This is a genomic window from Thermohahella caldifontis (genome assembly GCF_041153465.1).
In the GTDB taxonomy this organism is placed as follows: Bacteria; Pseudomonadota; Gammaproteobacteria; order Pseudomonadales; family Oleiphilaceae; genus Thermohahella; species Thermohahella caldifontis.
This window is the reverse complement of sequence record NZ_CP154858.1, coordinates 2,866,306-2,888,512: the sequence shown is the minus strand read 5'-3', so window position 1 is coordinate 2,888,512 and position 22,207 is coordinate 2,866,306. Positions and strand designations below refer to the sequence as shown.

Below are 22,207 nucleotides of genomic sequence, written 5' to 3'. Positions count from 1 at the left end.
GAATGCTGTGGCTCAAGGCGTTTCATATCATGGCGGTGGTCAGCTGGTTTGCCGGTCTGTTCTATCTGCCGCGCCTGTTCGTGTACCACGCGATGACGGAGGATCAGCCGGGTCGTGAGCGCTTCAAGATCATGGAGCGCAAGCTGTACCGCGGCATCATGACCCCGGCCATGGTGGCGACCATTGTGCTGGGACTGTGGATGGTTTCACTGGCGCCGGAGGCGTACTTCTCTGCCGGCTGGTTTCACGCCAAGATGCTCATTGTGGTGTTGCTCGTGGTCTACCATTTCTGGTGCGGTCGCCTGATCAGGGTGTTTGCGGCCGATGCCAATACACGTACGCATGTGTTCTACCGCTGGTTCAATGAGCTGCCCACCCTGGGGTTGATCGGCGCCACCATTCTTGTGGTGGTCAGACCGTTCTGATGCCGGCAGCTGTCCTGGTTCTGGGAGGGCTGGATCCCTCCGGTGGTGCAGGCCTGCAGGCCGATATCCAGACGCTCACGGCGCTGGGCTGTCATCCCCTTCCCGTGGCCACCTGTCTCACCGTGCAGGACGGCGTGCGATGCCTGGCCAGCCACCCGGTTCCCCCAGCCCTGGTTGCCGGGCAGGTTCGCGCCCTCCGTCGCCGCTTTGACGTGCGCGCGGTCAAGCTGGGTGCGGCAGGCGGAATATGGAGTCCGGATGTCCTGGACACCCTGCCCCGCGATGTGCCCTGGGTGGTGGATCCGGTTCTGGCCGCCGGTGGGGGCGGGCAGCTCTCGGAACCGGATCCGGCAGCCTGGGAGATACTCTGGCCGCAAACCTTCCTGCTGACGCCCAATCCTCTGGAATTGTCCGCGCTGACGGGTGAAGCCGATACGGCCAGGGCCGCACGGTGTCTGCTGGCACAGGGCGTGCGGCATGTACTCGTCACCGGCGGCGACGCACAGACGCCAGACGTCATCAACCAGCTGTTTGGCGATCAGCCCATGACATGGCGTCTTGACCGTTTTCAGGGACGCTACCGGGGGACGGGCTGTACACTGGCCAGTGCCATTGCCGCAGGTCTGGCGGTCGGCCTGCCGCTGAAAGCCAGTATTGAACAGGCGCAGACGTTCGTGTCACGTGCGATTTCAGGTGCCTTTGCGTTGACTGAAGATGTGGGACTGCTGAACAGGAGATGGCAGGATTGATTCGGCTTCGGGGACTGTATGCCCTGCTTGATGCGCAAGGACATTCCACGGCACGGCTGCTGGAATACGCCGAAGCCGCCCTTGCATCGGGCATTGCACTGCTGCAGTATCGGGACAAGACCGCGACGCACGGCATCCGCACTGAGCGGGCACAGGCGCTACAGTCACTGGCGGTCCGGCATGGCGTCCCGCTGCTGGTCAACGATGATGTCAGCGCGGCCCGACAGGCAGGAGCCGCCGGGGTTCATCTGGGGCAGCAGGACATGCACGCAGACGAGGCGCGTCAGATACTGGGGGCGGACGCCATGATTGGCGTCACCTGCCATGATGATATCCGTCTGGCCAGGGTTGCCGTGGCGCAGGGGGCGAGCTACGTGGCATTCGGCCGCTTTTTCCGTCCGCAACCAAGCCGGAGGCACCGCCCGCCTCCCTGGACGTGTTGCGATCCGCCCGCCGGACATTGGCGTGCCCCGTGGCGGCCATCGGAGGCATTACGCCGGAGCGCACGAGACGGGTGCTTGAAGCCGGGGCGGATCTGGTTGTCGTGTCCGGTGCGCTGTTTGGTGCTGCGTCTGCCGAAGAGGTCTGCAGGCGTGCCGGGGTATTTGTTTCTGAAATTGAAAGCTGGTTTGGAGAGGTTTCCTGATGAGTATTTCCGAGCAATTGTTTGAGCGTGCCAGCCGGGTCATTCCGGGCGGTGTCAATTCACCCGTACGAGCCTTCAAGGGCGTGGGGGGTACCCCGGTGTTCTTCAGGCGCGCGGAGGGTGCCTGCCTGTATGATGAGGATGACAAGGCCTATATCGATTACGTGGGTTCCTGGGGCCCGATGATTCTGGGCCATAACCATCCTGAGGTCATTGCCGCGATTCAGGATCAGCTGACACAGGGTGTGGGCTATGGTGCACCGACCCGGGTCGAAATCGAGATGGCCGAGAAAGTGGTGGAGATGGTTCCCGGCATCGAGATGGTCCGCATGGTCAACTCGGGTACCGAAGCGACCATGAGCGCCATCCGTCTGGCACGCGGTTTCACCGGCCGGGACCGCATCGTCAAGTTCGAAGGCTGCTATCACGGCCATGCCGACAGCCTGCTGGTCAAGGCCGGGTCGGGTGCGCTGACCCTGGGCGTGCCCACATCGCCGGGTGTACCCGCATCCGTTGCCGAGCATACGATTACGCTGACCTATAATGATGCCGCTCAGGTTCGCGATTTCTTTGCAAAGGAAGGCGATACGGTGGCCTGCGTGATCGTGGAACCGGTTGCCGGAAACATGAACTGCATTCCTCCCGAGCCCGGATTTCTGGAAACACTGCGGGAGGTCTGCGACCAGAGTGGTGCATTGCTGATCTTTGACGAGGTGATGACCGGCTTCCGGGTCGCCGCCAGTTGTGCCCAGGGACTCTATGGCATCACCCCGGATCTGACCACCCTGGGCAAGGTCATCGGTGCGGGCCTGCCCGTCGGCGCCTTCGGCGGACGCAAGGATGTGATGTCTCACATCGCGCCGCTTGGCCCGGTCTACCAAGCAGGCACCTTGTCCGGCAATCCGCTGGCCATGCGTGCCGGACTGACCATGCTGAACCTGATCAGCGTACCGGGCTTCCATGAACAACTGGCCGCCCGGGTTGAGGCACTGACTTCGGGGCTCCGCGCTGCAGCGCGGGAGGCGGGCATTCCATTCACAACGCAGCAGGTGGGTGGCATGTTCGGCCTGTTCTTCACCGATCAGCCCCGGGTCTCACGCTATGAGGATGTCATGGCGTGCGACCAGGAGCGGTTCCGCAAATTCTTCCATGGCATGCTGAACGAGGGCATCTACCTCGCGCCGTCCGCCTTCGAGGCCGGATTCGTCTCCAGTGCCCATACGGACGAACACATTGCCCGGACACTGGAAGCGGCACGCAAGGTGATGAAGTCGCTCTGACGTCATTGCGCCTGCTGGCTGAGGTCCCCGATCCGGGCCAGCAGGCGTGCATCCTGCCCCGCCAGTGACCTGGCCTTCTGAAGCAGGTAGCGGGCCTGTGCCTTGCTGCCCTCCGCCAGCCGCACCTCGGCCATCACGAGATAGACTTCCGCTGCCTGGGGCGAGATCCGCTGTGCCTGCTCGGCAAGCTGCCATGCACGCTGAACAGCACCCTCCTGCAGGGCAACCCGGCTCTGAGCAATCAACGCGGTTGCAGCGGGCAATGGCTTCACCCGCTGCACCTGCATGGCAATATGCGCCGAGCCGGTCGCTCCCCGCGGTGCCGGGCTTGCCTGGGTCTGCTCGGGCGGCGTCGACTGCACTCTGGGTGTCGGCCCGCCACTGCACGCTGCCAGGCTGACCGCCAACGCCAGGTACACACCCACCCTTGTTTTTCGATCATGGATGCTCAACACGTCATTCTCCTCCGAACCATCGTTTCAGCCAGCCCCCCAGCGAGCGCCTGCCCGACTGACAGGCCACCGTTTCCTGCGGCATCGAACCTGCAATAAATGGCAGTTGAATGCCGTGCTCACATTCACCGTCCAGTCGTTTTCCTGTGCGCGTGTCCACCCAGGCCCATTCGATCCCTTCCGGCTGGGCCATCACGAAGGACTCGGCCGGCAGCCGGCGATACACATCCAGCCAGACCTGCAATGCCCCCGATGCGCCGGTCAGTCCGGTAGGCCGGTTATCGTCATGTCCCAGCCAGACGACCCCCAGATAGCGTCCATTGTAACCGGCAAACCAGCTGTCACGGCCATCATTGGTGGTCCCTGTCTTGCCCGCGACATAGTAGTCACGCGGAAAGATTCTGTACGCTGAGGCGCCGGTTCCCCGTTGCATCACATCCAGCAATGCGGTCTGAATCAGATAGGCCACACGCGGCGGAATGACTGCACGCGGCTTGTAGTCAAAGGATTGCAGCAAATTGCCTTGCGCGTCCGTGACCGCCCGAATGGAGCGCAGCGGCGGTGCGACACCACCCGCCGCAATGGCCGTATACAGCCTGGCCACGTCCAGCGGAGACAAGGGTACGGCACCCAACAGGACAGCGGGCCAGGGCCTGACCTGAATCTCGGGACCGGCGCTGCGCATGCTCTCCAGAACGCGGCTGACGCCCACATCCAGCCCCACCCTGACCATGGCCTGATTACGCGAGCGCACCAGTGCCTCTTCCAGCAGAATGGGCCCCAGCGACTTGCCATCGAAGTTTTCCGGTGACCAGGTTTGTCCATCGTCAAATTCAAGCCGGAACGGTGTATCGTCCACGAGGGTGGCAAGGGTGTATCTGCCGGGATCAGCGAGTGCGGTCACCAGTATCCAGGGCTTGATCAGCGAGCCGATCTGCCGTTGGGCATCCAGTGCCCGGTTGAAGCCAGCTATCTGCCTCCTGACATCCCCAACAAGGGCCACCACTTCGCCACTCTCCCGTTCCGTCATGACCACCGCCCCCTGCAGTCCTTTGCGGCGACCGGCAAACTCCGATACGGATCGCTGGACACTCTCCTGAAGGGCGGGATTGAGCGGGGTAAAAATTCTGAGCCCCTCGCTTTCCAGCACCTCTTCCGGGTAAAACTCGAGCAACTGGCGGCGAACGAGTTGCACGTAATGCGGGTAGAGGCTGTCTGTCAGGCGCGGATTGCGCGTGATGCCCAGTGGGCGGGACTGGGCCTGGCGCACGACCTCCGGCGCCACAATGCCGGCCTCGCCAAGCAATGCCAGGACCCGGTTACGACGTGCCCTGGCCCGATCCGGGTGCCGGGCGGGATGGTAGTAGGCCGGCCCCCGGATCATTGCCACCAGCAGCGCCTGCTGCTCCAGCGTCAGGGCAGACAGCGGCTTGCCGAACCAGAACAGGCTCGCCCGACCAAAGCCGTGCACGGCAATGCTGCCGGATTGCCCCAGGTAGACTTCATTGGCATAGGCTTCGAGAATGGTGTCCTTGTCATAGTGGGCGTCCAGCAGTAGCGCCATGACCACTTCATTGAGCTTGCGCCAGAAGGTGCGCTCCGAGGACAGATAGAAGTTCTTCACCAGCTGCTGGGTCAGCGTGCTGCCGCCCTGCACAACCCGGCCCGCCGTGATGTTCGCCCAGGCCGCACGGGCAATGCCCTTCAGGGAAATACCGAAATGGGTGTAGAAGTCCCGGTCCTCCGTGAGCAGAAGCGCCTGCACCAGCGTGTCGGGCAAGTCGCTGCGCGAGACGAGTATGCGATCCTCGCGGGACCTGGGATAGAAACGCCCGATTTCCAGTGGCTCCACCCGGACCAGTGACTGGCCTCCGGCGTCCAGGGACACGACCTGCCCGCCGGAGACTTCAAGATGAATCCGCCTGGCGGGCTGGTCCCCATCTTCGAAGCGGAACGGGCGAAGATAAAGATCCACGCTGTTCCCCGACCGACGCCAGGTCCCGGGCACGGAGGGATCGCCGGACCGCTCGTAGCCCAGTACTTTCAGGTACTGTTCCAGATCCCCGGTGGCGAGCGCTGCACCTTCATACAGCATCAGGGGACTGGAAAAGATTCTGGCGGGGACCTGCCAGCGCCGCCCTTCAAACTGCGAGCGGACGGTCACGTCCAGCCAGACCACCCAGCTCAGTAACAGGATCAGGGTGACGAGCAGGACACGCAGTCCCCATCGTGGTGACGGCTTGCGGACCTTGCGGTTTTTACCGGCAGGCTTTTGGGGCCGCTTCCGTTTACGGGCGCGGGTCATGGCTTTATCATACCCGCGGACAACAACAAGAACATGAACACTTCCATTTCAGGCAAGAGGAATACCCTTTGAACAATACGTTGATTCGCGCGCTGGAAAACCCGGCCGTCTATCCCCACCCCGCCGAAGCGGTTCAGCGCGTGGAAACACATATTTCGTGGGTACTGCTGACCGGCACACACGCCTACAAGATCAAGAAACCCATGGATTTCGGGTTTCTGAACTTTACCACACTTGAAGCACGCCGATACTACTGCGAAGAGGAGGTACGTCTCAACCGCCGCACGGCGCCCGAGCTGTATGAGTGCATCGTGAGCTTCTGCGGCACCCCGGAGTCTCCGGTGATTCATGAAGGCATCCGCGACGATGCCTTCGAGTACGGCATCCGCATGAAGCAGTTCCGCCCGGACGAGGTGCTGGATGAGGTGCCGATTGACCATCCCGACATGCCCCGCTGGATGGACGAGCTGGCCGATACCCTCGCTGCCCTGCATGCCTCGGCCAGCGTGGCGGACGGGTCCGTGAGCTTTGGTGATCCGGATGAGGTCTGGGCTCCTGTCCAGCAGAATTTCGAGCAGATTTCACCCTTGCTGCAGGATGATCAGGAGCGTCGCCGGCTGGAGAATATCGCCGCCTGGGCACGTGACACGTTCGAGCGCCTGGCTCCGCTGATGGCCGGACGCAAGGCGCGCGGATTTGTCCGCGAATGCCACGGCGATGTGCATCTGGGCAATGTGGCCTGCGTGGACAATCATATCCGCCTGTTTGACTGCATCGAGTTCAATGAGTCTTTCCGCTGGACCGATACCTGGTGTGATCTGGCCTTTCTGCTGATGGATCTGGAAGACCGGGGCCGTGATGACCTTGCCAGCCGCGTGCTGAACCGCTATCTCGAACAAACGGGCGATTACGAGGGGCTGCAGCTTCTCGCCTTCTACAAGTCCTACAGAGCCATGGTGCGCTGCAAGATTGCCCTGCTGACGCTGGCCAACCCGGAACTCGGCCCGGATTCCCGACGGGAGCTGGAGGTTCGCTACACCAACTATATCGAGCTGGCGGAGCGCTACATGCAGTTGCCGAAACGATTCTGCATTGCCATGTGCGGTCTTTCCGGGTCCGGCAAGAGCACTGTCTCCGGCGAACTGCTGGAGACCATGCACGCCATCCGCATCCGTTCCGACGTGGAGCGCAAGCGCCTGTTCGGGCTGTCGCCGCGGGACAACAGTCAGGCCGCGGGCAAGAACATCTATACCCCGGAAGCCACTCAAAGAACCTACGACCGGGTGGCGGAACTGGCAGGCCAGGTGCTTGACTGCGGCTATCCGGTCATTGCCGATGCGACCTACCTGAGGCGGGCAGAGCGCGCAACCATCGAGCAGGTGGCCGAGGATCGGGCGGTACCCTTTGTCCTGGTACGCTGCACCGCACCCGAGGCGCTGATCGAAAAATGGCTCACCGAACGCAAGGCACGGGGTGAGGATCCGGCCGAAGCGGATGTGGACGTTTTCCGCAAGCAGAAAACCGCCATGGAAGCCCTGTCTGAAGAAGAGAACCGGCATTGTCTGAGCGTGGACACACAGGATCTGAAGGCCATTCACGTGCTGGCTGAGCGTCTGGGCGTCCAGTTCGGTTAAAAACGGAAACAGACGTCCCGCGGCCCGTGCACTATACTTCGGTGATACGGGCCTGACCGGCCCCTCAAACAGCCACCGTCTTCCAGAAAGGGAATCGGAACACCATGTATCTGCTGGGCGAACATTCACCTGCCGTCAATGGTCTGCTGCGTGCGGCCAATACGGCCTGTCAGGCGCTCACCCGCTCCCTGCCCGACAAGGGCCTGGCCTTTGATTTCATGGCCGGGACCGCACTGCTGGACCATATTCCCAAAGGCCAGGTGATCGTCCTGCGTTCGGGGACCGTGACCGCGGCGCTTGGCGGGCGGGTGGGCTACATTCATCAGGCCGGTGACATCTTCGGTTTCGAGGGGCTTCACGACTCGCACGAGATGACCTATCACGCCGAGGAGGCCGTATCACTGATGTGCTACGAAACCGAGGCCTTCCATGCGTGGCTGAGCGCCGACATTGGCCGTACCCGGCTCTGGAATGATTACCTGACTGCAGTCTGCGCCCTGTTTGCCCATGCCTACACCGACACCATCAAGGATCAGCATCGCCCTCAGGCCGGATTCATCCGCTTCAGAGCCGGCGATACCATCCTCCAGCAGAATGATCCCATCGAGCACGTGTATACCATGATGCGGGGTTCCGCGTCCGTGCTGGTGGATGGCGTGGAGGTCGGAACCATACGGGATGGTGAAATGTTCGGCACTCTGGCCGCCATTCAGCAGTCACCCCGGACGGCAACCGTGGTGGCGCGGGAAGATTGCACCGTGATGGCCGTGCCTGAAGAGCAGTTTGTGGCGCTCCTGGGCGCACACCCGGACACGGCCATGCAGGTCATGCGGGATCTGGCACGCATTATCGGTGAACTCAACCGCAGACTTGCCGGACAAGCCAGAACCGACCGTGTGTGAGTACCACAAGCTCTGCCTGCTGGATGACCTGGATGGGACCGGTGCCTGGGGAGGCACGCTGGACGGGCAGTCCGTGTTTGTCATCCGGACACCAAAGGGCCTCCGGGCGTGGCTGAATCAGTGTCCGCATCAGGGCGTGGAACTGAACTGGCAACCTCACCGGTTCTGGGATCCTGAACACCAGTATGTGCAGTGCACCATGCACGGTGCCCTCTTCTCCCGGACACCGGCGAATGCATCTTCGGACCCTGCCAGGGTGACCGGCTGCAGTCCGTGCCGGTGAGGCTTCAGGGCAACCACATCCTCATTCAGCTGCCCACCACCGGTACCTGATCCCCCAGACCGATCCCCGCCACCGACAGTGCCAGTCGCCAGGCCATCACTTCCACGCCGGCCGCACGCGCAGACTGAAGTGCCCGGCCATATTCCGGATCGATATGTACCGCCGGTGCCACACTGTGGATGGCCGAGTGGCTGACGGCATACAACAATACCGCTCGCCGGCCGGAACGCGCCACGTCTGCCAGTGCGGCCAGATGCTTGTGGGCACGCACACTGACGGCATCCGGAAAGTATCCCTGCCCCTTTTCCAGCAGGGTGACATTCTTGATTTCCACCACGGCGTCGGGCTGCCCTTCCGCACTCAGCATCGCGTCAGCCCGGCAACCCGGCGCATAGGTGACTTCGGGCCTGACCTGTGTATAGTGACGCAAGGGCGGGATGAGCCCGAGCCTCAGGGCCTCACAGAGCACCTGATTCGGGCGCCCGGTATGCACACAGGCCAGCACGCCGGGCCGGGGCTCCGCCAGCTCCCAGGTATTCGGATATTTTCGTTTGGCATTTTCCGACACGCTGTACCAGACGCCGGTTCCGGGCTCCGCAAGCCCCCGCATCGATCCCGTGTTGGGGCAGTGAATGGTCAGCGTCTCGCCGTTTTCGGTTTCAATATCGGCGAGAAACCGCTTGTAGCGCCGGATCAATTGACCCCGTTCAAGTGGCGGCGTGTACGCCCAAAGGAGGCTTTGCGTCGTCATGGCTTTACATCTACACTCTTCGGATAAGTCAGTTTCAGTCGCGGTGAATGGCAGGGATAGCACCGTCAGACAGAATCTGCTAATGTTCGCAGCCTTGACTGAGGGAAGGCAACACAAAATCGTTCAGAAGCCAAGACTGAACTTCAGGTTAAAGAGTGAGGCAGACCATGCCACAGGCAGGATTCGACAAGTTTACATTGTTTACGCCCTACGAACCCGAAGAGGGTGAGGAATACATGAGCGAGCGGATGCGCGCTCACTTCCGCAAGATTCTGATGGATTGGAAACAGCAACTGATGGAGGAAGTGGACCGGACCGTTTCGCATCTGAAGGAAGAGGCGAACAACTACGCCGATCCCAGTGACCGGGCCACCCAGGAAGAAGAATTCAGCCTGGAGCTCCGCACCCGTGACCGGGAGCGCAAGCTGATCAAGAAGATCGACCAGACCATCGAGCGCATTGACCGTGACGACTACGGCTATTGCGACTCCTGCGGCATCGAGATCGGCATCCGTCGCCTTGAGGCACGACCCACCGCCACGCTGTGCATTGACTGCAAGACCCTGGCGGAAATCAAGGAAAAACAGATCGGGGGCTGATGCCGGCTCCGTCTGCTTCCGGGCGCTCCCGATACCGGGGGCGCTTTGCACCCTCCCCCACCGGCCCGCTGCACTGGGGCTCCCTCTATACTGCCGTGGCCTCATGGCTGGATGCACGTTCGCACGACGGCACCTGGCTGATCCGCATGGAAGATGTGGACGGTCTGCGCTGTCGCCGGGAATGGGGTGAAGACATTCTTGACACGCTCTCTGCTCACGGGCTGACCAGTGATGAACCGGTGATCTGGCAATCCGGACGCCACACCCTGTATCAGCGTCAACTGGACAGCCTGATCCGACAAGGTCATGTTTATGCGTGTCCGTGCAGCCGCAAGGCGCTCTCTCAAGGACACCATCGACCGGATTGTCCTTCCGGGCGGGAAAAGGATGTGGCCTGGCGGCTGGGAGGAAGATCTGAACATGTGGTCTTCCGTGATCGCATCCGTGGCCTCTGTCACCTGCCCCCTGCACCGCCTGCTCAGGATCCTGTCCTCCGGCGACGGGACGGTTTCTGGGCCTATCAGATGGCCGTGGTGTGTGACGACCTTGATCAGCACATCACGCATATCGTTCGCGGTCAGGATCTGCTGGAATGTACCCATGCACAGATCCGCCTGTTTCGCTTCCTGGGCGCCTCCGCCCCGGAATTCATGCATTTGCCCCTGATTACCCGCGGCGGTCAGAAGCTGTCCAAGCAGAACCTTGCCGAGCCCGTCGATAAGCGCACCCCGGCCGACAATCTGCGGCAGGTACTCCTCTGGCTGGGCATCACGCACCCGGAGGTACACGCCGAACGCACCCCTGAGCGCCTGCTGGCCACTGCCATTGCGTACTGGCCCTGCTGGCCGGCCCTGTGGCGACACAACATCCCGCTGGGCTGACGACTTTACGCTGACCGGGTCCTCGCAGTACACTGGCCGAATACCCGCAGACCGACACGATGCATGTACATCTACCGCCTGGTTTTTTTGCTCATACTCAGTATCTACACCTTTTCACCGGTCATCATGGACTGGTGGATCGAGCCGGGCAGTGCATGGTACCGGCCCTACCTCATCTGGGCCGGCCTGATCGGAGTCGCCATCTGGCTTGATCGGCTGAGGGACCCGAATGAACTTTAACGTCTGGGTTCTGCTGGCACTGGGGCTGGGCTACCTGGGCGCGCTCTACCTCATCGCCCAGCTGGCCGACAACGGCCGCATCCCCGAGCGCTGGGTTCGCTCTCCGCTGACCTACATCCTGTCGCTCGGCGTCTATGCCAGCAGCTGGGCGCTGTTCGGCACCGTCGGCATGGCCTACGAGTACGGCTATGGCTTTCTGGCCTTCTATCTCGGTGTTTGCGGAGCCTGGCTGCTGTCTCCCGTCCTGCTGGTACCGGTCCTCAAGATTACCCGCACCTATCAGCTCAGCTCCCTGGCCGACCTCTTCACGTTCCGCTACCGCAGCCAGCTGGCCGGCACCATCACCACCCTGCTGATGCTGATTGCCGCGTTGCCACTGATGGCACTCCAGATCCAGGCGGTCACCAGCATTGTGCAGACCCTGGCACCCGGGCAGCAGGACGAATGGGTCAGTCTGATCTTTGTCGTGGCCATTGCCCTGTTCACAGTCATTTTCGGTGCCCGGGGACAATACCGCTCCGACCGTCATCCCGGACTGGTCACTGCCATTGCCTTTGAAAGCCTGTTCAAGCTGGCGGTCTATCTGGGTGCCGGTATATGGTTGGTATGGGAATTTTTCGGCGGCCCCCTGGCCATGGATCAATGGATACAGGAAAACGCCACACGCATCAGTGCCATGGATCGCCATCTCAGTGACGGCCCGTGGCGAGCAATGTTGCTGCTGTTCTTTTCCTCGGCACTCGTCATGCCCCACATGTTTCAGATGACCTTCACCGAGAATCTGAACAGCAAGGCGCTCTACCGTGCCAGCTGGGGCTTTCCGCTGTACCTGTTGCTGATCGCGCTGCCGGTGCCGGTGTATCTCTGGGGCGGCATTCACCTGAGCATCCCGACCTCGCCGGAGTATTTCCCGCTCGGCCTGGGTGCCATGACCGGCTCTCCCTTCGTCAGCCTGCTCATGTTCCTGGCCGGCCTTGCCGCAGCATCCGGACTGCTGATTGTCACCACACTGGCACTTGCCGCCATGGCACTCAATCACCTGGTGCTGCCGGTATATCAGCCCCTCTCACGGGACAACATCTATACCTGGCTGAACTGGACCCGGCGCATCCTCATTCTTGCCATTTTCGCCGGCGCTTATCTGTATGCGGCGCAACTGAGCCCCTACTTCGAGCTTTCCGAGCTCGGCATCATCTCCTTTTCTGCCGCCCTGCAGTTTCTGCCCGGCGTGCTGGCGGTCATCTACTGGCCGCAGGGCAATCGCAAGGGGCTGCTTGCCGGCATCCTGGGCGGCTTTGTCATCTGGCTGGTGACGCTGCCGCTGCCCCAGCTGCTCAACGTGGATGTGCTGGCGCTGATCTCGGGACCGGACGGATACGTGACCCGCGTCGACGACTGGCATATCTATGTGATGACCGCGCTGACGGTAAACGTGGTCATGTTTGTAGTCGTCACCCTGTTCACGGAAACCAGCCGGGCCGAGCAGAGTGCAGCGCAGGCCTGTTCAGTGGACACACTGATGCGTCCGTCGCGCCGGGAACTCATTGCCACCTCATCGGAAGAGTTCAAGGATTTTCTGGCGGAGCCATTGGGACGCCAGACCGCGGAGCGGGAAGTCAATCGCGCCCTGATGCAACTCGGGCTCAATGAGGTGGAATACCGCCCCTATGCCCTGCGACGCCTGCGAGATCAGATCGAAGCCAACCTCTCCGGCCTGCTCGGTCCGGCCATTGCACAGGACATTGTACGCCGGTCGCTGGGATTCAAATCCGCCGGCAGTGTCAGCCCGGCTCAGGACATTCATTATGTGGAAACCCGGCTGGAAACCTACCAGGACCAGCTCACCGGCCTGGCCGCCGAACTGGATACCCTGCGCCGGCACCACCGGCAAACCCTTCAGCATCTGCCCATGGCAGCATGCTCGCTGGGGGAGGATTTTGAAATCCTGATGTGGAACCAGGCCATGGAGTCCCTGACCGGCATTCCTGCCTCCGAGGTCATCGGCTCCCACGTGAGCAGCATCCCTGCCCCCTGGGCCACCCTGCTCTACAGCTTTGCCAAGCTACCTCAGAAACGCATTCCGAAAAAACGGATTGATGTGCAGGGGCGTCCCCGCTGGTTCAACCTGCACAAATCCACCATCAACGACAACACCAATGATCCCATGCCGGGCCAGGTCATTCTGGTGGAGGACTACACTGAAACCCAGCTTTTGGAAGAAGAACTGGTCCACAGCTCGCGGTTGGCTTCCATTGGCCGGCTTGCCGCCGGTGTGGCGCATGAGGTGGGCAATCCGGTGACGGGCATTGCCTGTCTGGCACAAAATCTCAAACTGATGACCCGGGAGCCGGAAGTGCTGGAGACTGCCGAGCAGATTCTGGAACAGACACAGCGTATCTCGCGCATTCTGCAGACGCTGATGAACTTTGCCCGTTCGGGCAACCATGTGCAGGCGTCGTTTCACGAGCCCACCCACCTGCGCAAGTGTGTGGACGATGCCATTCACCTGCTGTCCCTCTCTGACAAGGGGCCACGGGTGGTCTTCGAGAATCTGGTACCGGATGATCTCATCGTGCTGGGCGACGATCAGCGGCTGGTTCAGGTATTCATCAACCTGCTCTCCAATGCCCGGGACGCCAGCGAGGAAGGCGGATACATCCGGGTTACGGCCGAGCGCCGCGGCTATATCACCCATATTGAGGTGGAAGACGAAGGCTGCGGCATTCCCCAGGATCAACTGGATCACATCTTCGAGCCCTTCTTTACCACCAAGGGCCCCGACCAGGGCACCGGCTTGGGTTTGTCACTGGTTTACAGTATTGTAGAAGAGCACTATGGCAACATCCGTTACGAAAGCCCCGCCAATCCGGTGACAGGAAAGGGGACACGGGTGGTGATCGAATTACCTGCCGCCGAAGTGCCGACTCCCCAACATGAGGCAGTGGACAAGACACCATGACGTCACACATTCTGGTTGTTGAAGACGAAGGGATCATCCGCTCTGCGGTGAAGCGGCTGCTGGAACACAATGGCTACCGGGTCAGTGATACCGAGTCGGTGGAACAGGCCCTGGAGCTGGCAGAGCGCGACCGGCCGGATCTGATCATTACCGACATGCGCCTGCCCGGTCGTCCCGGTACCGACCTGATTGGTGCTCTGGATGGCGTGCCGGTTCTCATCATGACCAGTTATGCCAGCCTGCGTTCCGCCGTGGACTCCATGAAAAAGGGAGCTGTGGACTATATCGCCAAACCCTTCGACCACGAGGAGCTACTGGCATCGGTCAGGGAAATTCTCGAGCGGCATACGCCCGCCGCCCCGGAACCGCATGTACCGGCACGCACCACACCTTCTTCCGCTCAACCCATGCCTGAAGCCACAACGGATGAGCAGGGTCTCTTTGCCGGAATTCTTTACGGCCGTTGCAAAGCCATGCAGCGGCTGTTCCGCCTGATCGAGCGGATCGCGCCGACACAGAGTACCGTTCTCATTCAGGGCGAATCCGGCACGGGCAAGGAGCTGGCCGCCAAGGCGCTCCACTCCCTGAGCCCGCGACGTGACAAGCCCATGATGAGTGTCAACTGTGCAGCCATACCGGAAACACTGATTGAATCGGAGTTGTTCGGACACATCAAGGGTGCCTTCACCGGCGCAGTCAGCGACCGGACCGGACTTGTTGAGGCAGCCGATGGGGGCACCCTGTTTCTGGATGAAATCGGCGAACTGCCTCTGGAAGCCCAGGCCCGCCTGCTGCGTGTACTGCAGGAAGGTGAAATTCGTCCCGTGGGCTCCACCCAGTCCAAAAAGGTGGATGTCCGCCTCATCGCCGCCACCCACCGTAACCTGAAAGCCATGTGCCAGACCGGCGAATTCCGCGAAGACCTCTACTACCGGCTGAACGTGATGCAACTGCAGATGCCGGCGCTGCGCGAGCGTGAGGAGGACATACTCGGTCTGGCCAACATGCTTCTGGCGCGTACAGCCGCCAATATGGGGCGGTCTGGCCTTTATTTTTCGGACTCCGCCAAGGCGGCCATCTCCCGATATCGCTGGCCGGGCAACGTGCGTGAAATGGAGAATGCCATCGAGCGGGCCGTCATTCTGGCGGAAGGGGATGCCATCGACGCACAGGCCTTGGGTATTGAAGTGGATGAAGACACGGCCATCCCCAGCTCTCTGGTGAATACGGACAACCCATCCGGCACCACCCACTCGCGCCCGCAGGACCTGTCCCTGGAAGACTATTTCCAGCACTTTGTCCTGGAGAATCAGGACACCATGAGCGAAACGGAACTGGCCAAGCGCCTGGGCATCAGCCGCAAGAGCCTGTGGGAACGCCGGCAGCGCCTGGGCATCCCCCGCCCCAAAAAGAAAAAGACCAGCTGACCCATTTGTGTTACCGGGTGTTACCCGGCGCAGTGTTACCTTGCGAAACATATCACATCAACATAGTGACGCGAGGTAACACTTACCTAGGTAATCTTCCCTACGAGAATTCCGCAATAACCCATATCCTATTGTTTTACATGATTATTTCATTTTCTGGCATCCCGCCTGCAATCTATCAGAGCGAAAACAAAAACAACAAAAGAAACTCACTTGCCATCAAACAAAAACAACAAGGCAGCACAACAACAAGAAGCCCGGCAACAAAAACAAGAACAAGGGTAGCGAGTTGAGTGTTTTGGATGCTGATTTTTTAAGCAGCTCGCAACAGTCTGGACAACGAAGTGCACAAGAAGAACAAGACGGCCCCAGCCGCTCGCAGTGCACCAGAATCGCTGGACAGACAAACTGCTGCTCAACGTATTCAAAGCGTTCAATTTGCGCAATTTCAGAGGGCCCCAAGTGTGGGGACGGCTACTGACAACAACCGGCAACAATAACAACAACACTGCCATGATTCCCGGCCGGACAGGCGCAAGCCTCTCCGGCTTCTTCTGTTTTGAAGGCAGCGCACGACTCGCATTTCAGCCAGCAAGGATGTACACTGCCGCACACCGTTGACACCGTATATCAGGCAGTCAAACCACAGAGATCATGATCAAGAAAATCATGCGCTGGGTGACCGGCAATGCGTCCGCACCACAGCCCAAGCTCCGCATCATTCCGCGAGACCAGCACCCGGTTTCCCGCAAACTGATCAGCCCCAACGCGCTGAAGGTACTGTATCGCCTGAACCAGGCCGGCCATGAAGCCTATATCGTGGGCGGCGGTGTACGTGACATACTGCTGGGACATCCGCCCAAGGATTTCGATGTGGCCACCAGTGCCACGCCGGAGCAGGTCAAAGCCCTGTTCAGCAACTGCAGACTGATCGGTCGCCGCTTTCGCCTGGCCCACGTTCATTTCGGCCGGGAAATTATCGAGGTGGCCACCTTCCGCGCCTTGCTGGCAGACCCCGACAATACAGAAGGTGATGCCGCCGTCAACGACGAGGGGCAGATTACCCGTGACAATGTCTGGGGGACCAAGGAAGAGGATGCCCTGCGGCGCGACTTCACCATCAACGCCCTCTACTACAGCGTCGAAGACTTCTCCATCCATGATCATGCCGGTGGCATGGAAGATATTCAGGCACGCCGGCTGCGTCTGATCGGTGATCCGGAAACCCGGTACCGGGAAGACCCCGTCCGCATGCTCCGGGCGATCCGCTTTGCAGCCAAACTGGATTTTGAAATCGAGCCCCGCACTGCACGACCGATCCGCGACATGGCACCCTTGCTGGACAACATCCCCCCGGCCCGCCTCTTCGAAGAAGTGCTGAAGCTGTTCCTGTCCGGGCACGGTGTGCGCAGCTTCGGGCTGCTGCGCGAATACGGACTCTTTGCGCCGCTGTTTCCCCAGACCGATGCACTGCTCGACCAGGGTAACACCCTTGCCGAAAAACTGATCCGCATCGCACTGTCGAATACGGACGAACGTATCCGCCAGGACAAGCCCGTGACCCCGGCATTTCTTTATGCGGCACTACTCTGGCCCGTGGTCAGCGCAAGGCAGGCCGACCTTGAAGCCCGGCAAAGCCTGCCGCCCATGCAGGCCCTGCATGAGGCCGCGTCGGAAGTCATCGGCACACAGATTCGCAGCACGGCCCTGCCCAAACGCTTCAGCCTGCCCATGAAGGAAATCTGGGAAATGCAGCTGAGGCTGGCGCGCAAGAACCGCAAGCGCGCGGAGTCACTCATGGCCCATCCGCGCTTCCGCGCGGCCTATGATTTTCTCCTGCTGCGTGAAGCTGCCGGTGAGCAGCTGGGCGGACTGGGCGACTGGTGGACGACCATGCAGGCCGGACGCCCGGATACGGCCAGTACCGAACCGGAATCCAGACCACGCCGCAGAAGACGGCGTCCACGCAAACGGCCGGCACCATGATCACCGCATACATCGGTCTGGGCAGCAATCTCGACAGTCCCGCAGAGCAGGTTCTGCAGGCCTTTGCCGAGCTGGCCACACTGCCCGGCACGCAATTGCGGGCGGCGTCTTCCCTGTATCGCAGCCGTCCGCTCGGTCCCGGTGATCAGCCCTGGTACATCAACGCGGCGGCGGCACTGGATACCCGGCTGGCACCCGAAGCCCTGCTCGACGCGCTTCAGGCCATCGAGGCCGCACATCAGCGCGTCCGGGAGGTCCGCTGGGGGCCTCGTACGCTGGATCTGGATCTGCTGTTGTATGGTGATCAGCTGATCCGCAGTGCGCGTCTGACCGTGCCGCACCCGGAGATGTGCCGGCGCAATTTCGTCCTGGTACCGCTGCTGGAAATTGCCCCGGATCTGATCCATCCGGAAACGGGAGAGCGCCTGGCGGACGTCCAGTCCAGTCTCGGATCCGACGGACTGGAAAAGCTTGCCCCCGATCAACATTGAGTGAACCCGGGCCTTTATTCCGGACACAAATCCTTTTAGTCTATGCACAGAAAGCCGACAGGAGCATTGAATGGCCGTCACACTGACCACACTGCACCAGCACAAGGCCAATGGTGAAAAATTCGCGGTTCTGACCGCCTACGATGCCACCTTTGCGCACGAGGTCTCCAGTGCCGGCGTGGAAGTCATTCTGGTGGGAGATTCTCTGGGCATGGTCCTGCAGGGACATGACAGCACCCTCCCCGTGACCATCGAGGACATGGCCTACCACACGGCCTGTGTCAGGCGCGGCAATCAGGGCGCACTGATCATGGCGGACATGCCCTTCATGACCTACCCCGATCCGGACACGGCCATGGACAACGCCCGGATTCTCATGCAGGCCGGCGCCCACCTGGTCAAGCTCGAAGGAGGCGCCTGGCTCTGCGAAACCGTTGAACGCATGGCGTATCAGGGCATTCCCGTGTGCGCCCATCTGGGCCTGACGCCCCAGTCCGTCAACAAGTTCGGCGGTTACAAGGTGCAGGGCCGGGATGAGGCGGCGGCCCTGAAGATGCTGGAAGATGCCCGGGCACTGGAAGATGCGGGAGCGGACCTGCTGCTGCTGGAATGCGTACCGACCGAGGTGGCCGCAGAACTGACCGCCAATGCACGCGTCCCGGTGATCGGCATCGGTGCCGGCCCCCATACGGATGCCCAGGTGCTGGTCCTGCATGATCTGCTGGGCCTGGGTTCAGGCCGCCGGCCACGCTTCGTCAAGAATTTTCTGGAAGGGCAACCGAGCATTCAGGCCGCCCTGAAAGCGTATGTGGATGCCGTCAAGAGCGGCGCCTTCCCCACCCAGGAGCATGCGTTTACACGATGAGAACTGTCACGACTGTCAAGGATCTGCGCGCGACACTGAAGCGTCAACGCGAACAGGGCAAGCGGATCGGCTTTGTCCCGACCATGGGCAACCTGCATGAAGGGCATCTGGCGCTCGTTCGCCGCGCTTTGGAGCTGTCCGATTACGTGGTCACGTCCATTTTCGTCAATCCCATGCAGTTCGGGGCCAACGAGGATCTGGACAAGTACCCGCGCACGCTCAAGGCGGATCAGGACAAGCTGGTCAATGCCGGCAACCATCTGCTCTTTCATCCGGATGTGGAGGAAATGTATCCCGACGGCATGGAGGTGCAGACCCGTGTCGTCGTACCGGGCATTTCCGAAGGGCACTGCGGTGCCAGCCGGCCGGGCCATTTCACCGGCGTGGCCACGGTCGTCACCAAGCTGTTCAACATGGTGCAGCCGGATGTGGCCGTTTTCGGGGAAAAAGACTTTCAACAACTCGCCGTCATCCGCAAGATGGTGCGCGATCTGTGCATGCCCATCACCATCGAAGGGCTGCCAACTGTCCGGGAGGCCGACGGGCTCGCAATGAGCTCGCGCAATGGCTATCTCTCGGCATCCGAGCGTCAGACAGCACCCGAACTCTACAAGATGCTGACCGCCATCGCGGACAAGATCCGCGGCGGCGACCGACGCTTTGCCGTGCTGGAAAATGAGGGAGTGGAGCGACTGGAGGGCAAGGGCTTCCGGAAGGATTATTTCCACATCGTGGACAGCCATACACTGGCACCGGCCACGGCGGAAACGCGTGACATCACGCTGCTCGCCGCATTCTTTCTGGGAAGTACCCGCCTGATCGACAACCTGTCTCTGACACTGGAGAAATAGGACGGACAGACATGAACACACTTCCCTCACGTTACTGGAGTCGTCACGACGACTTCCAGGGGCTGTGGACGTCCCTGCAACAGCAGGCCCGTCAGCCCCTGAGCATTGCCGCACTCTTTGAAGATCCCGATCGCCTGAACCGGTTTGTTGCCGAGGGTGCCGGACTGGAGCTGGATTTCAGCAAGACACCGGTCACGCCCGAGATTCTCGGTCTGCTGATCCGTCTGGCCGAGTCTGCGGGCCTCCGCGACGCGCGCGAAGCCCTGTTCGGCGGCAAGGCCGTCAATCACACCGAAGGCCGCCCTGCGCTGCACACCCTGCTGCGTGCGCCCGAGGGCGAGCCGGTCATGGTCAATGGTCAGGATGCCCGTTCCGAGGTGCGGAAAGCGCTGAACAAGATGGAAACCTTTGTGCGCGCCCTGCACGCGGGTGAGCTGAGAGGCGCTACGGGCCAACCCATCCGGGATGTCGTGAGCATCGGCATTGGCGGCTCCTTTCTCGGCCCCAAGGTGGCGGTGGATGCCCTGCGCCCCCGCTGGGTGGAACAGGTCCGCGTGCACTTTGTCTCCAACGTGGATGGCAATGATCTGTACTGGACACTGAAAGATCTCGATCCGGCCACCACCCTGTTCATCATCCAGTCCAAGTCCTTCAGCACCCAGGAAACCCTGCTCAATGCCCGCAGCGCACTCGACTGGCTGGCACAGGCCGGCATACGGGGCCAGGAAATTTCCCGGCATCTGGCGGGTGTCACCGCCAATGTGGACAAGGCGCTGGCCTTCGGGCTGCCGGAATCGGCCATCTTTCCCATGTGGGACTGGGTGGGCGGCCGCTACAGTCTCTGGTCCGCCATCGGACTGCCCATTGCCTGCCAGGTGGGCATGGCCTGCTTCCGCGAGCTGCTGGACGGGGCACGGGCCATGGACCAGCACTTCCTGGAAGCGGACAGCGCCCGCAACCTGCCGGTGCTGCTGGGCATGCTCGGCGTCTGGTACCAGAACTTCCTGGGTTATGAAAGCGAGGCGGTCATCCCCTATGATCAGACCCTGGCAGATCTCACCGCCCATCTCCAACAGCTGGACATGGAGAGCAACGGCAAGTCCGTGGACCGGGATGGCCGGCCGGTCAGCATGCCGACCGGCGCCATTCTCTGGGGTGGCCCGGGCACCAATGGTCAGCACGCCTACCATCAGCTGATCCATCAGGGTACACGCAGGATTGCCGTGAATTTCATTCTCGCCAGACGTCCCGTACACCCGCTGGCTCACCATCACGATTATCTGGTGTCCAACTGTCTGGCCCAGGCGCAGGCCCTGATGGTCGGACGCTCGCTGGAGGAAGCGGGCACACCCCACCGGGTGATTCCCGGCAACCGTCCCAGCCACCTGATTGTCATGCCGCAGCTGGATGCCCGGCATCTGGGGGCATTGATTGCACTCTATGAACACAAGGTCTTTGTTCAGGCTCTGACCTGGGATATCAACGCCTTCGACCAGTGGGGCGTGGAGCTGGGCAAGGAACTCTCTGACCGGCTGCTGCCGGCCCTGACCGGGGCGCAGGCCGCCGAGGGCCTGGATCCGTCGACGGCCCGGCAGGTGGAGCGCTATCTCAGGGCACGTAGCTGACCGGAACCAGATCGTCCGGACCCGGATAGTCGGCCCAGTGATCCGCCAGGGTACGCCCCGTTCCGGGGTGTACCCTTTGCGGCAGAAGCTCGGCCAGCGGCCTGAGCGTGTAGGCATGAGACAGCATGCCCGGGCGGGGCAGCTCAATATCCCCGAAGCGACCCTGCCAGTCACCGTAGAACAGGATATCGATATCCAGCGTCCGGCCGGTCAGGGGCGGCTCGTTGCCCGTTCGGCCGCTTTGCCGTTCCAGCGCCACCAGACGGGCCTTGAGCGCCGACAGGGGCAGGTCGGTTGCTCCGCAGGCGATCAGATTCCAGTAATCCGGCCCTTCAAAGCCAACGGGCGGACAGGCATAGACGCGCGAAAAGCGGCAGCCGGCGAGCCATCCCCTGAGGGTGTCGCAGGCGCGGGGAATGTGCCGGTCCGGCCCCAGATTGCTGCCCAGCCCCAGAACCACCTCAACAGCCACGCTGCCCCCGTTCGATGACCACGGCAACGTGTGCGGCATGCAATACTGCACCCGCCTTCTCCACCGATACCCGGATCCAGGGCACACCGAACTCGGCCTGGACACAATCTGCCACACGTTCTGCCAGGGTTTCGATCAGCTGCACCTGAAGCGACTGGCACAGCCCTCTCACCCGGTTTGCCACGGCGGCATAGTCCAGCGCCAGCCCGAGGTCATCAGACTGCGCGGCCGGCCGGGTATCCCAGCCCATGTCCAGCGTGATGAGCAAGGGCCTGCGCTGGGTCCGTTCCCATTCGTAGACACCGATCAGGGTGTCCACCTGCAGTGCGCGGATGGTGACAATGTCCATCAGTCCTCCGGAACCGTTGCGTGTGGGGCAGTTTG

At 61.5% G+C, this 22,207-nt stretch carries 21 protein-coding genes and 1 pseudogene; 17 read left to right on the top strand and 5 right to left on the bottom strand.

Going from position 1 to position 22,207, the window contains the following annotated elements; translation table 11 throughout:
• Positions 1-2 precede the first annotated feature (2 nt).
• The 4 genes and pseudogenes from hemJ (at position 3) to hemL (ending at position 3,100) form a co-directional block, all read left to right on the top strand.
• Positions 3-425, top strand: coding sequence for a protoporphyrinogen oxidase HemJ (gene hemJ / locus AAIA72_RS13965; RefSeq protein ID WP_369600914.1), 423 nt, complete (start codon positions 3-5; stop codon positions 423-425).
• Positions 425-1,174, top strand: coding sequence for a hydroxymethylpyrimidine/phosphomethylpyrimidine kinase (locus AAIA72_RS13960; RefSeq protein ID WP_369600913.1), 750 nt, complete (start codon positions 425-427; stop codon positions 1,172-1,174). Before hemJ ends, AAIA72_RS13960 begins: the two co-directional genes overlap by 1 nt.
• A pseudogene (gene thiE, locus AAIA72_RS13955) lies at positions 1,162-1,820 on the top strand (thiamine phosphate synthase). Before AAIA72_RS13960 ends, thiE begins: the two are co-directional and overlap by 13 nt.
• On the top strand, positions 1,820-3,100 hold the full coding sequence (hemL, locus tag AAIA72_RS13950; protein ID WP_369600912.1) for a glutamate-1-semialdehyde 2,1-aminomutase: 1,281 nt from the start codon (positions 1,820-1,822) through the stop codon (positions 3,098-3,100). Before thiE ends, hemL begins: the two are co-directional and overlap by 1 nt.
• 2 nt (positions 3,101-3,102) lie before the next feature.
• On the opposite strand, the gene AAIA72_RS13945 is transcribed toward hemL, so the two are convergent.
• Together AAIA72_RS13945 and mrcB are read right to left on the bottom strand one after the other, a co-directional pair.
• Complete coding sequence (locus tag AAIA72_RS13945; RefSeq protein WP_369600911.1) at positions 3,103-3,552, bottom strand: hypothetical protein; 450 nt, start codon at positions 3,550-3,552, stop codon at positions 3,103-3,105.
• 4 nt (positions 3,553-3,556) lie between these two features.
• Positions 3,557-5,857 carry a penicillin-binding protein 1B gene (mrcB, locus tag AAIA72_RS13940; protein ID WP_369600910.1) on the bottom strand — a complete coding sequence of 767 codons (2,301 nt, stop codon included), beginning with the start codon at positions 5,855-5,857 and terminating at the stop codon, positions 3,557-3,559.
• A 68-nt stretch (positions 5,858-5,925) separates the two neighbouring features.
• On the opposite strand from mrcB, the gene AAIA72_RS13935 reads away from it, so the two are divergent.
• The 3 genes from AAIA72_RS13935 (at position 5,926) to AAIA72_RS13925 (ending at position 8,676) form a co-directional block, all read left to right on the top strand.
• The gene (locus tag AAIA72_RS13935; RefSeq protein ID WP_369600909.1) at positions 5,926-7,491 is read left to right on the top strand and encodes an AAA family ATPase; all 1,566 of its coding nucleotides are present in this window, start codon (positions 5,926-5,928) and stop codon (positions 7,489-7,491) included.
• A gap of 104 nt (positions 7,492-7,595) precedes the next feature.
• Positions 7,596-8,393 carry a Crp/Fnr family transcriptional regulator gene (locus tag AAIA72_RS13930; protein ID WP_369600908.1) on the top strand — a complete coding sequence of 266 codons (798 nt, stop codon included), beginning with the start codon at positions 7,596-7,598 and terminating at the stop codon, positions 8,391-8,393.
• Positions 8,386-8,676 (top strand): Rieske (2Fe-2S) protein, encoded by a 291-nt coding sequence (locus tag AAIA72_RS13925; RefSeq protein ID WP_369600907.1) that lies wholly within the window; start codon positions 8,386-8,388, stop codon positions 8,674-8,676. Before AAIA72_RS13930 ends, AAIA72_RS13925 begins: the two co-directional genes overlap by 8 nt.
• Positions 8,677-8,701: 25 nt before the next feature.
• Here the strand turns inward: AAIA72_RS13925 and sfsA are convergent, their stop codons facing one another.
• Positions 8,702-9,427, bottom strand: a complete 726-nt coding sequence (sfsA, locus tag AAIA72_RS13920; RefSeq protein WP_369600906.1) for a DNA/RNA nuclease SfsA — start codon at positions 9,425-9,427, stop codon at positions 8,702-8,704.
• Positions 9,428-9,594: 167 nt separating this feature from the next.
• Between sfsA and dksA the strand changes: the two genes are divergently transcribed.
• From dksA to pgi, 10 genes are all read left to right on the top strand, one after another.
• Positions 9,595-10,026 (top strand): RNA polymerase-binding protein DksA, encoded by a 432-nt coding sequence (gene dksA / locus AAIA72_RS13915; protein ID WP_369600905.1) that lies wholly within the window; start codon positions 9,595-9,597, stop codon positions 10,024-10,026.
• Positions 10,026-10,907, top strand: a complete 882-nt coding sequence (gluQRS, locus tag AAIA72_RS13910; protein ID WP_369600904.1) for a tRNA glutamyl-Q(34) synthetase GluQRS — start codon at positions 10,026-10,028, stop codon at positions 10,905-10,907. The genes dksA and gluQRS overlap by 1 nt, the downstream gene beginning before the upstream one ends.
• Before the next feature lie 63 nt (positions 10,908-10,970).
• Positions 10,971-11,147 (top strand): hypothetical protein, encoded by a 177-nt coding sequence (locus AAIA72_RS13905; RefSeq protein WP_369600903.1) that lies wholly within the window; start codon positions 10,971-10,973, stop codon positions 11,145-11,147.
• Positions 11,137-14,106, top strand: coding sequence for an ATP-binding protein (locus AAIA72_RS13900; protein ID WP_369600902.1), 2,970 nt, complete (start codon positions 11,137-11,139; stop codon positions 14,104-14,106). The genes AAIA72_RS13905 and AAIA72_RS13900 overlap by 11 nt, the downstream gene beginning before the upstream one ends.
• Entirely contained in the window at positions 14,103-15,533 is a 1,431-nt protein-coding gene (locus AAIA72_RS13895; protein ID WP_369600901.1) for a sigma-54-dependent transcriptional regulator, read from the top strand. Before AAIA72_RS13900 ends, AAIA72_RS13895 begins: the two co-directional genes overlap by 4 nt.
• A gap of 654 nt (positions 15,534-16,187) precedes the next feature.
• A complete protein-coding gene (pcnB, locus tag AAIA72_RS13890) occupies positions 16,188-17,519 on the top strand; it encodes a polynucleotide adenylyltransferase PcnB (RefSeq protein ID WP_369600900.1) in 1,332 nt (443 codons plus the stop codon).
• Positions 17,516-18,010 carry a 2-amino-4-hydroxy-6-hydroxymethyldihydropteridine diphosphokinase gene (folK, locus tag AAIA72_RS13885; protein WP_369600899.1) on the top strand — a complete coding sequence of 165 codons (495 nt, stop codon included), beginning with the start codon at positions 17,516-17,518 and terminating at the stop codon, positions 18,008-18,010. Before pcnB ends, folK (AAIA72_RS13885) begins: the two co-directional genes overlap by 4 nt.
• A gap of 70 nt (positions 18,011-18,080) precedes the next feature.
• Positions 18,081-18,875: a 3-methyl-2-oxobutanoate hydroxymethyltransferase gene (gene panB, locus AAIA72_RS13880; RefSeq protein WP_369600898.1), complete on the top strand. Its 795-nt coding sequence runs from the start codon at positions 18,081-18,083 to the stop codon at positions 18,873-18,875.
• Positions 18,872-19,726, top strand: a complete 855-nt coding sequence (gene panC, locus AAIA72_RS13875) for a pantoate--beta-alanine ligase (protein ID WP_369600897.1) — start codon at positions 18,872-18,874, stop codon at positions 19,724-19,726. Before panB ends, panC begins: the two co-directional genes overlap by 4 nt.
• Before the next feature lie 11 nt (positions 19,727-19,737).
• Positions 19,738-21,351: a glucose-6-phosphate isomerase gene (pgi, locus tag AAIA72_RS13870; RefSeq protein WP_369600896.1), complete on the top strand. Its 1,614-nt coding sequence runs from the start codon at positions 19,738-19,740 to the stop codon at positions 21,349-21,351.
• Here pgi and folK (AAIA72_RS13865) read toward each other — a convergent pair.
• Entirely contained in the window at positions 21,335-21,823 is a 489-nt protein-coding gene (folK, locus tag AAIA72_RS13865) for a 2-amino-4-hydroxy-6-hydroxymethyldihydropteridine diphosphokinase (protein ID WP_369600895.1), read from the bottom strand. The genes pgi and folK (AAIA72_RS13865) overlap by 17 nt on opposite strands.
• Positions 21,813-22,172 carry a dihydroneopterin aldolase gene (folB, locus tag AAIA72_RS13860; protein WP_369600894.1) on the bottom strand — a complete coding sequence of 120 codons (360 nt, stop codon included), beginning with the start codon at positions 22,170-22,172 and terminating at the stop codon, positions 21,813-21,815. The genes folK (AAIA72_RS13865) and folB overlap by 11 nt, the downstream gene beginning before the upstream one ends.
• Between the last annotated feature and the right edge of the window lie 35 nt (positions 22,173-22,207).

Bases quoted from the DNA above. Each gene is read 5' to 3' on its own strand.
- folK (WP_369600899.1), top strand. From the start codon at position 17,516: ATGATCACCGCATACATCGGTCTGGGCAGCAATCTCGACAGTCCCGCA.
- AAIA72_RS13895 (WP_369600901.1), top strand. From the start codon at position 14,103: ATGACGTCACACATTCTGGTTGTTGAAGACGAAGGGATCATCCGCTCT.
- AAIA72_RS13900 (WP_369600902.1), top strand. From the start codon at position 11,137: ATGAACTTTAACGTCTGGGTTCTGCTGGCACTGGGGCTGGGCTACCTG.
- folB (WP_369600894.1), bottom strand. From the start codon at position 22,172: ATGGACATTGTCACCATCCGCGCACTGCAGGTGGACACCCTGATCGGT.
- gluQRS (WP_369600904.1), top strand. From the start codon at position 10,026: ATGCCGGCTCCGTCTGCTTCCGGGCGCTCCCGATACCGGGGGCGCTTT.
- sfsA (WP_369600906.1), bottom strand. From the start codon at position 9,427: ATGACGACGCAAAGCCTCCTTTGGGCGTACACGCCGCCACTTGAACGG.
- pgi (WP_369600896.1), top strand. From the start codon at position 19,738: ATGAACACACTTCCCTCACGTTACTGGAGTCGTCACGACGACTTCCAG.
- panC (WP_369600897.1), top strand. From the start codon at position 18,872: ATGAGAACTGTCACGACTGTCAAGGATCTGCGCGCGACACTGAAGCGT.
- AAIA72_RS13960 (WP_369600913.1), top strand. From the start codon at position 425: ATGCCGGCAGCTGTCCTGGTTCTGGGAGGGCTGGATCCCTCCGGTGGT.
- panB (WP_369600898.1), top strand. From the start codon at position 18,081: ATGGCCGTCACACTGACCACACTGCACCAGCACAAGGCCAATGGTGAA.
- hemL (WP_369600912.1), top strand. From the start codon at position 1,820: ATGAGTATTTCCGAGCAATTGTTTGAGCGTGCCAGCCGGGTCATTCCG.
- hemJ (WP_369600914.1), top strand. From the start codon at position 3: ATGCTGTGGCTCAAGGCGTTTCATATCATGGCGGTGGTCAGCTGGTTT.
- AAIA72_RS13905 (WP_369600903.1), top strand. From the start codon at position 10,971: ATGTACATCTACCGCCTGGTTTTTTTGCTCATACTCAGTATCTACACC.
- dksA (WP_369600905.1), top strand. From the start codon at position 9,595: ATGCCACAGGCAGGATTCGACAAGTTTACATTGTTTACGCCCTACGAA.
- mrcB (WP_369600910.1), bottom strand. From the start codon at position 5,857: ATGACCCGCGCCCGTAAACGGAAGCGGCCCCAAAAGCCTGCCGGTAAA.
- AAIA72_RS13930 (WP_369600908.1), top strand. From the start codon at position 7,596: ATGTATCTGCTGGGCGAACATTCACCTGCCGTCAATGGTCTGCTGCGT.
- pcnB (WP_369600900.1), top strand. From the start codon at position 16,188: ATGATCAAGAAAATCATGCGCTGGGTGACCGGCAATGCGTCCGCACCA.